Here is a 9474-nt window from a genome sequence, read left to right as displayed (position 1 = left end):
GCAGTGGACCCTGTCCGGCCAGACGCTGCGGTCGCTCGGCAAATGCCTGGACGCCCCGATCGGCGCCACCGCCGGCGCGAAGGTGCAGATCTGGGACTGCAACGGCGGCACCAACCAGCAATGGACGCTCAACGCGGACGGCACCGTCCGCGGCAACCAGTCCGGCCTCTGTCTGGACGTCGACCACAACCTCACCGCCAACGGCACCCGCGCCCTGCTGTGGACCTGCACTGCGGCCCCCAATCAGCGCTGGTCCCGATCATGAGCGGCTGACCGTCCCCGGCCCCCGTGGCTCCGGCCGGGGACGGTCAGCGCCGGCGTGCCCGGAATGCGTTTCAGAATGCGGCAGAAAAATGCCGCCGAAAACTGTTACGAGCGAAGCAGGTCACGCGTCTGCGCTGGCCAGAGGTGGTCATCAGCGGAATTTCATAGGTCTTCTTGAATGCGTGGGAGCGCTCCCGTAACGTTTTGCACACACGTTTGCAATCCCCGGCGAACTCCTCGAGAGAAAGGCTCTAGGCTCATGTCCTCCCTCAGACATGTGCGGTCGGTGCTGCTCGCGACCGCCGTGGCGGGCATCGTCGTGGCGGCGAGCGTCGCGGTCATCGGCACCGCCGAGGCGGCCTCCACGCTCGGCGCCTCGGCCGCGCAGAGCGGCCGCTACTACGGCGCGGCCATCGCGGCCGGACGGCTCGGCGACGCCACGTACACCCGGATCCTGACCACCGAGTTCAACTCCGTCACCGCCGAGAACGAGATGAAGTGGGACGCCACCGAGCCGTCACAGGGCCGGTTCACCTACACCAACGGCGACCGCATCCTCAACCAGGGCATCGCCATGGGCGCCAAGGTTCGCGGCCACGCCCTGCTCTGGCATCAGCAGCAGCCGTCCTGGGCGCAGTCGCTGTCCGGCTCGGCGCTGCGCAACGCCGCGATCAACCACGTCACCCAGGTCGCCACCCACTACCGGGGCAAGATCTATGCCTGGGACGTGGTGAACGAGGCCTTCGCCGACGGCGGCAGCGGCGGCCGGCGCGACTCCAACCTGCAGCGCACCGGCAACGACTGGATCGAGGCCGCCTTCCGGGCCGCCCGCGCGGCCGACCCGGCCGCGAAGCTCTGCTACAACGACTACAACACCGACGGCGTCAACGCGAAGAGCACGGGCATCTACAACATGGTCCGCGACTTCAAGGCGCGCGGCGTGCCCATCGACTGCGTGGGCTTCCAGTCCCACCTGGGCACCGGTCTTCCCGGCGACTACCAGGCCAACCTCCAGCGCTTCGCCGACCTCGGCGTCGACGTGCAGATCACCGAGCTCGACGTGGCACAGGGCAGCAACCAGGCCAATGTGTACGCCGGAGTCACCCGCGCCTGCATGGCCGTGTCGCGGTGCACCGGCATCACCGTCTGGGGCATCCGCGACAGCGACTCCTGGCGCACCGGCGAGAACCCGCTGCTGTTCGACAACTCCGGCAACAAGAAGCCGGCGTACACCTCGGTCCTGAACGCCCTCAACGCCGGCGGCACCGGCACGCCGCCGACGACCAGCAACCCGCCGACCACCAGCACCCCGCCGCCCACCGGTGCCTGCGCCGCCACGGTGTCGCTGAACTCCTGGAACGGCGGCTACGTGGCCACGGTGCGCGTCACCGCGGGTCAGGCGGCGGTCTCGGGCTGGACGGTGTCGCTGTCCCTGCCGTCCGGCAGCGCCATCACCGGCATCTGGAGCGCCACCAACACCGGCAGCGCCGGCGCCGTGAGCTTCCGCAACGTGAGCTACAACGGCCAGATCCCGGCCGGCGGCTTCACCGAGTTCGGCTTCCAGGGCACCGGCAGCGGGCCCACCGCCATCCCCACCTGCGCGGCCGGCTAGCCCGGCCCGTCCTCTCCGCGCTCTCCGGCCGGGTTCCCCTCGGCCGGAGAGCCGTCCCCCCGAAAAGAGGAACCGCGATGTCTCTCCAAAAACTCGCCGGCGGGGCGATGGCCGCCCTGCTCGCCGCGGCCGCGGCGATCGCGGTCGTGACCGCGGCGCCGGCCGAGGCCGCGGTCACCGCCGGATGCGGCAAGGCGCCGACGCTGACCAGCGGCACCCGCACCATCTCCAGCGGCGGCCAGAACCGCTCGTACATCCTGCGCGTCCCCGACAACTACGACCGCACCAAGCCGTACAAGCTGATCTTCGCCTTCCACTGGCTCAACGGGACCGCGGGCAATGTGGCCGCCGGCGGCTACTACGGGCTCCAGGGGCAGTCGAACAACTCGGCGATCCTGGTCGCGCCGCAGGGCATCGACAACGGCTGGGCCAACACCGGCAACCGCGACCTCACCCTCGTCGACAACCTGGTCTCGCTGATCGAGGGTGACCTGTGCGTCGACACCACCCAGCTCTTCGCGCTGGGATGGAGTTACGGCGGCTCGATGAGCTACGCCGTCGCGTGCGCCCGGCCGGCGGTCTTCCGCGCGGTCGCCGTCCTGTCCGGCGCCAACCTCAGCGGCTGCAGCCCGGGCACGCAGCCGGTCGCCTACTTCGGCATCCACGGCACCCACGACAGCGTGCTGAACATCTCGCTCGGCCGCTCCATCCGGGACACCTTCGTCCGCAACAACGGGTGCACGGCACAGAATCCGCCGGAACCGGCCCGGGGCAGCCTGACCCACATCACGACCGCGTACGCGGGATGCCGCGCCGGATACCCGGTGCAGTGGGCCGCGTTCGACGGCGACCACACCCCGGAACCCGTCGACGGAACCACCTCGACCAGCGGCGCCCTGACGTGGGTGGGCGGCGAGGTCTGGCGGTTCTTCTCGCAACTGGGCAGCACCACCCCCACCACGCCGACCACGCCGACGACACCGACCACCCCCACCACGCCGACCGGCGCGTGCACCGCCACCTACCGCATCACCGGTCAGTGGCAGGGCGGATTCCAGGCCGAGGTCACGGTGACCGCCGGCGCCGCCGCGCTGACCGGCTGGCGGGTCGGCTGGACCTTCGGCAACGGCCAGACGATCACCCAGGCCTGGGGCGGCCGTGTCACGTCGAACGGCAGCGCGCAGACCGTCGTGAACGAGACCTGGAACGGCAGCCTCGCCGCCGGCGCGTCGACCACCTTCGGCTTCCTGGGCACCACGAGCGGTGCCAACAGCGTGCCCACGACCACCTGTGCGCCGGCATGAGACGCCGTGTGATCGCCGCGATCCTGCCGCTGCTGGCCGTTCTCGGCCTCCTGCCGGGGGCGGCGCGGGCCGACAACCCGATCGTGCAGACCATCTACACCGCCGACCCGGCGCCGCTGGTGCACAACGGCCGCGTCTACCTCTACACCGGCCACGACGAGGACGGCTCGACCTGGTTCACGATGAAGGACTGGCGGGTCTACTCGTCGGCCGACATGGTCAACTGGACCGACCACGGCTCGCCGCTCAGCCTCGCCACCTTCAGCTGGGCCAGCGCCAACGCGTGGGCGGGCCAGGCCGTTCAGCGCAACGGCAAGTTCTACTGGTACGTGCCGATGACGGTGCGCGCCACCGGCCAGATGGGCATCGGCGTGGCCGTCTCGTCCAGCCCGACCGGCCCGTTCACCGACGCGATCGGGCGGCCCCTGGTCAGCAACGGCCAGATCGACCCGACCGTGTTCATCGACGACGACGGGCAGGCGTATCTCTACTGGGGCAACCCCGATCTCTGGTACGTCAAGCTCAACGCCGACATGACCTCGTACTCAGGAAGCCCCACCAAGATCCCGCTGACCACCGCCGGCTTCGGCACCCGCACCGGTGACGCGAGCCGGCCGACGCTGTTCGAGGAGGGGCCGTGGGTCTACAAACGCAACGGCCTCTACTACCTCGTCTTCGCCGCGAAGTGCTGCTCGGAGTTCATCGCCTATTCCACCGCGCCCGGGCCGACCGGGCCGTGGACCTACCGCGGCACGATCATGCCGACGCAGGGGAGCAGCTTCACCAACCACGCGGGGGTGATCGACTTCAACGGCGGGTCGTACTTCTTCTACCACAACGGCGCGCTGCCCGGCGGTGGCGGCTTCACCCGCTCCGTCGCCGTCGAGAAGTTCGCCTACCGCTCCGACGGCACCATTCCGACGATCACCATGACGACGGCCGGCGTGCCCCAGGTCGGCACGCTCGACCCGTACGTCCGCCAGGAGGCCGAGAACGTCGCCTGGGCGTCCGGGGTGGAGACCGAGCGAGCCTCCGAGGGCGGCCTGAACGTCGGCTTCATCGAGAACGGCGACTACCTCAAGGTGAAGGGCGTGGCGTTCGGCTCCGGCGCCGGCTCCCTCACGGTGCGGACCGCGTCGGCGACCGCGGGCGGCCGGGTGGAGGTGCGGCTCGACGGGCCGACCGGCACCCTGGCCGGCACGTGCACCGCTGCGGGCACCGGCGGCTGGCAGACGTGGACGACGGTGAGCTGCCCGATCAGCGGCGCGACCGGCACGCGAGACCTGTACCTGCGGTTCACCGGTGGCAGCGGCTACCTGATGAACGTGAACTGGTGGCAGTTCTCCCGGGCCTAGTCGTCGCGGGCGGCGAGCCTGCGGGCCACGGCCTCGGCGAGGTGCGCGGCCTGGGCGACCGACTCGAGGTCGACGTGCGCGGGGATGTCGGAGCTCTGGTGGTAGTGCGGCATCAGCTTGCGATGGTCGACCGAGACCACGGTGGCGGCGGGGTAGCCGTGCCGGTGGGGCACCGAGCTGTCGGTGCTGTTGCGGGAGCGCAGGCCGCGGACCAGGGGAATGCCCTGGTCCGCGGCGCAGGAGGCGATCAGCGTACGGAAACGGGGGTGGTAGTCGCACATCCGCAGCGGGCCCTCGCCTTCGAGGAGGACCAGGCGCCCGCTGCCCACGGTGTCCAGCGCGAGAAAGAACGTTCGTTCCGGCGGCAGGCGCGGGAAATGGCGGCGGGCGAAGCCGCGGATGCCTTCCTGGAGCGCCTCCTCGGCGCCGGCGGAGACCAGCAGCACCCTGAGGCCCGCAACGGGGGTGGCCTTCAGGGCACGGGCGAGCGCCAGCAGGGCCGCCACGCCGCTGAGGTTGTCGTTGGCGCCGGGGACGGCCGGCCGGTGCCCTATGTCGATCATCGCGGCCAGCGACCCGGCGCTGATGACGGTGCCGGCGCGGCGCACCGCCGCCGAGCCGCCGGCGCTGCCCAGGGCCACCAGGGCGGGCCCGGCCACGACCAGCCACCACAGGGGCGGGTTGGAGCGTGCGTTCTCGATCAGGCGGGGCCATCGGCGCAGCACCCACTCGTGCACACGCTGGTCGAACACGACACCGGACGGGGCGGCGTCATGGTGGACGAGCACGACCAGCGTCCGCTCGGCGTGCTCGTCCCCGGCGTGGCCGACCACATTGGCGGTACGGGCGGGCCGCAGCAACCACCGCCGCACGGCCAGGCGGTGGCCGCCGATGTCGTCGGCGATGCCCAGGGCGGCCAGGCCCGCGACGACCGCACCGACAAGCCGGTGCCCGCGCGCGGCAGCCACGGAGGCGCCGACGGAAGCGGCGCAGAGCAGACCGATCGGCAAGGCGTACGAGGAGAAGGCGGGCTCCACCTCGACGACCGCCCGCCGGCAGCACCCGGCCAGCTCGTCCCGGATCCGCGCCGCCGCGAGGGCCTCGCCCTCGGAGGTGGGCAGCCGGGGCAGGCCGGCCAGCCCCTCGATGACCGACCGGAGGAACGCGCGATCCCAGGCGGCCATGAAGGCAGATTCTCCGGACCCACCACCGGTCCGCGCAGTCGGATCGAGGACCGGCCATCACCCCGAACCCGGCCGGTGCCCGCGTGGTGGCGTTGCGGACAGCCGGCGGGCAGCCCGTTCCTTGCGAAGGTGTCGTGTTGAGGTGCACTCGGTTCACAGCGGCGGCGATGCGGCGCACCATCGGGGCATGGTCGGCGAGGAGCAGGAACGGCTGTGGCAGCGGGTGGCCGAGCTCAACCGGGAGCAGCGTGACGAGCTCGCGGCGACGCTGGAGCGGCTGTCGACGGCGCAGGGTCAGGGGCTGATCGCGGCGGCGGCCGGGTTCCGGGACGACCTGGTGACGGGGGAGGGGCCGCGGCTCGACGCGCGCGGTGGTGAGGCGGTGCTGTCGCTGGTGCGGCTGCATCCGGGGGCGCGCGGCGGGCGCACGGTCGCCGTGGGGTTGACGGTCCTCGACGACGCCGGGGTGGGGGCCGAGGGTGCGGAGATCGTGGTCCACGGTGGGCTCGGCCTGCTGGTGGCGGCCGATCCGGGTGAGCGTGACCTGGAGGCGCTCACGCTGGTCGCGGTGGGGGCCGACGGCTTCAGTGTGCTGGTGCGCGAGCTGTTGCTGGGGCGGCGCCTGCCCGGGCTCGACCGGCTCGAGCGGCGGCCGCCGAAGCTGGCCGATCTCACCGCGGCGCCGATGCGCGGGTGCCTGGCCGGCGTGCGGCGGGCGCTCGGTGCGCTGGGGCGGGCTGCCTCGTACGCGAAGCAGGTGGCCGCGGTGGAGCAGGTCCGGCGTACCTGGGCGACCGGCATCGGCGGGCTCGTGCCGGCGGCGGGCTGCGCGGGCGGGACCGTGGAGATCCGGGGGAGCGGCTTCGGGGCGACGCGGCCGGCCAACACGAACGTGCTCTTTCCGTCGGCGGGCGGTGGATGCGTCAACGCCGAGGTGGTCGGCTGGTCCGACACTGTCGTCACCGTGCGGGCGCCGGGCGACGCGGGCGTCGGGTGTGTGGGGTTCACGTGGGCGCCGGATCCGCCGGACCGGCCGGCCGGCGCCGGTGATCTGACCGAGGCGGTCGGCGGGCTGGCCGGCGAGATTGAGGCGTGCCTCGGGTTCGCCGCGGCGGCGGCCGTTCAGCGGCTTCGGGACCGGGGCGTGCTCGCCTTTCTGGGGCCGCGGCCGGCCTGCCCGGAGTGCCTGCCCGGCGACGTGAACCGGTTCCGGGGCGGGCGGCCGGTCATCCGGTCGTTCACCGCCGACCGGGCGCGGCTGGTCTCCGACGATGCCGTGGAGCTGCGGTGGCGGGTGGAGAACGCGGACACCGTCGAGATCCGGCCGGTGCGGGTGGGGCCGAACACCAACGAGCTGCCCGCGCTGCCGTCCGGCATCGTGCTCGATCCGGTGTCGGGCACCCATCGCGTGCCGTCCGTGCCGGGCACCCGGCCGTGGCGGGGGGCCTACGAGCTGCGCGCCGTCAACAGCTGCGCGCCCGCCGCCGACGCGGAGACGGCCCGGGTGGAGGTCGAGATGAGCGTGCGGCGGCCGACCGGCTTCCTGTGGGGCACCGCGACCGCCGGGTACCAGGTGGAGGGCGGCATCACCGGTAACGACTGGCACTTCTTCACGAGCACCCCGGAGATCGTGCACCGGGTGCACGAGCTGGGCGCGTTCCGCGACTTCGACCTCAACCTCGTGCCGGCGGGCGAGGCGGTGCAGCACGGTAGCGCCTTCGTGGCGATGAGCGACGTGCTGCGCAGCCGGCTGGCGGGCGCGAACGCGTACCGCTTCTCGGTGGAGTGGAGCCGCGTCGAGCGTGTGCCCGGCGAGGTGGACCGGGCGGCGCTGGACTACTACGTCTCGCTCGTGGAGTTGCTGATCCGGCAGGGGGTCGAGCCGGTCGTCACGCTGAACCACCTGGCGCTGCCGCTGTGGGCGTCGAAGGCGCCGGTGAAGAGCAAGGGCAGCCTGCCCGGGTTCCCGGCGGTCGCCGACGACAGCGACGCCGGCCATCAGGCCTCCCTGCGGGGCTGGGAGAACGGCGTCACGGTCGACCGGTGGATCGCGTTCGTCCGCCTGGTGGTGGGCCGGCTGAGCCGGGCGGGCGTGCGGTTCTGGATCACTTTGAACGAGCCGGTCGGCTCGGTGGTGGGGGTCGGCTACATCGCCGGGGTGTGGCCGCCCGGGTTCTCGCTCGAAGGAGGCAAGGCGCAGGCGGCGTACAAGAATCTGCTGCGGGCGCACGTGCGGGCGTACCGCGCCATCAAGGAGATCGACCCCGCCGCCCGGGTGGGTCTCGCGCACCAGATGGCCTACTACAAGCCGAGCAGCGCGCCGAACCCGCTCGGCGACAACGTGGCCGCGGCCAACCAGGAGGACTACTTCTACAACTGGCATTTCCTGGACGCGGCGACAAGTGGCACCGTGGACGTCAAGTTCGCCCGGCGCCCGGCGGACCGGGTGTACGAGAGCAGCGACGTCTTCTTCCAGATCCCGGCCGCCGACTGGATGCCCACGCTCGATTTCGTGGGCGTCAACTACTACCGGGCGATCTACGCCTACCACGATGCCGTCGTCTCCAACAAGGCCGGCTTCATCGGCGGCGGGTTCGTGGACGCCGAGTCCACCAGCCTCACCACCGGGGTGGGCTGGGAGGTCTACCCGGACGGCCTGCTCGCGATCCTGACCCGCATCCGCGACGACTACCAGCTCCCGGTGCTGATCACGGAGAACGGCCTCAGCGAGCCCGGCGACACGCATCGCGCGCCGTACCTCGTCGCCCACCTGGACCAGCTGCGGCGCGCGATGGACGACGGCGTCGACGTCCTCGGCTATCTGGTGTGGACCGTGGTGGACAACTACGAGTGGCAGTACGGGTTCGAGCCCAAGGCGCACTTCGGCCTGTGGACCGTCGACCGTGGGCGGCGCGACGCGTACGGCGCGCATGCCCGGGCGATGACCGCCGGCGCGCTGGCGTTCCGGCAGGTCGCCGACGCGACGGGCGGCCTGGCCGGCCGGGTGGCCTCCGCCGTCGACCGGTTCGGCGCCTACTCGGGCGCGGGGGACCGCATCGACCCACCGGCGAAGAGCCCCGGCGCGCTGTGGGAGGGCACGATGGGCGGCCTGCCGTTCGCGCTGTATCTGATGCGGACGGCGTCCGGCCTGGCCGGCATGGTCTTTGACGGCGGCGCGCGGCGCTGGGGCCGGGCCGAGTCGCTGACCTGGCACGCGGCGACCGGCCGGCTGGCGTTCTTCGTGCCGCTCGACTACGGCGGCGTCGAGCGCGGGTACGTCGCGACGCTGACCGGCGATCAGTTCACCGGGACCGCCGAGGAGTGGACCACCACCCGGCCCTGGCAGGCCGGCCGGGTCTGGCTCGACGGCACCTGGACGGCGACCGGGCTGTGGCAGGCGCTGTCGTTCACCGCGGTGAGCCGCTGGGAGGCGCCCCTGCCGGCGGGCGCGGCGGAGCGCTGGGTGGGCAAGGGGCTGGCCGCGCAGCAGAGCAGCGAGTGGACCCGGTTCGCGGCGGTACGCTTCACCGCCCCGACGGTGTCGCTCTGGCTGGTCGACGAGGCCGCCACGGGCACCCCCGATTTCACGGCGAGCCTGTCGGGCTCGCAGTCCATGCAGGGCTCCGACCCGACCGGCTCCTTCACCTGGACGGCGTCCCGTGCGCCGGACGACGTCCTCGGTCCCTGACGACACGGATCCCACATCGAAGACAGTTATTGACTTGATGCTGTCGTGGTCGTAATTTTCATCGCAA

The 9474-nt window shown here is 72.2% G+C and carries 6 protein-coding genes; 5 read left to right on the top strand and 1 reads right to left on the bottom strand.

Annotated features, from left to right (window positions below):
- The 4 genes from Ade02nite_RS10800 to Ade02nite_RS10785 all read left to right on the top strand — a co-directional run.
- Positions 1–265: RICIN domain-containing protein (locus tag Ade02nite_RS10800; RefSeq protein WP_203761448.1), on the top strand; the 265-nt coding region annotated here is incomplete at its 5' end.
- Positions 266–523: 258 nt separating this feature from the next.
- The gene (locus Ade02nite_RS10795) at positions 524–1876 is read left to right on the top strand and encodes a glycoside hydrolase family 10 protein (RefSeq protein WP_203761447.1); all 1353 of its coding nucleotides are present in this window, start codon (positions 524–526) and stop codon (positions 1874–1876) included.
- Between the two features lie 77 nt (positions 1877–1953).
- Positions 1954–3180, top strand: a complete 1227-nt coding sequence (locus tag Ade02nite_RS10790; protein ID WP_203761446.1) for a CE1 family esterase — start codon at positions 1954–1956, stop codon at positions 3178–3180.
- Positions 3177–4535, top strand: a complete 1359-nt coding sequence (locus Ade02nite_RS10785; protein ID WP_203761445.1) for a glycoside hydrolase family 43 protein — start codon at positions 3177–3179, stop codon at positions 4533–4535. Before Ade02nite_RS10790 ends, Ade02nite_RS10785 begins: the two co-directional genes overlap by 4 nt.
- Here the strand turns inward: Ade02nite_RS10785 and Ade02nite_RS10780 are convergent.
- Positions 4532–5719: a M28 family peptidase gene (locus Ade02nite_RS10780; RefSeq protein WP_203761444.1), complete on the bottom strand. Its 1188-nt coding sequence runs from the start codon at positions 5717–5719 to the stop codon at positions 4532–4534. The genes Ade02nite_RS10785 and Ade02nite_RS10780 overlap by 4 nt on opposite strands.
- Before the next feature lie 187 nt (positions 5720–5906).
- Here Ade02nite_RS10780 and Ade02nite_RS10775 point away from each other — a divergent pair, with 187 nt between their 5' ends.
- Positions 5907–9407, top strand: coding sequence for a family 1 glycosylhydrolase (locus tag Ade02nite_RS10775; RefSeq protein WP_203761443.1), 3501 nt, complete (start codon positions 5907–5909; stop codon positions 9405–9407).
- Positions 9408–9474: the final 67 nt, after the last annotated feature.

The sequence above is a fragment of the Paractinoplanes deccanensis genome (assembly GCF_016862115.1).
Classification (GTDB): Bacteria; Actinomycetota; Actinomycetes; order Mycobacteriales; family Micromonosporaceae; genus Actinoplanes; species Actinoplanes deccanensis.
Note: the sequence above shows the minus strand (reverse complement) of the source record. Positions and strands in the feature narration are given on the sequence as shown.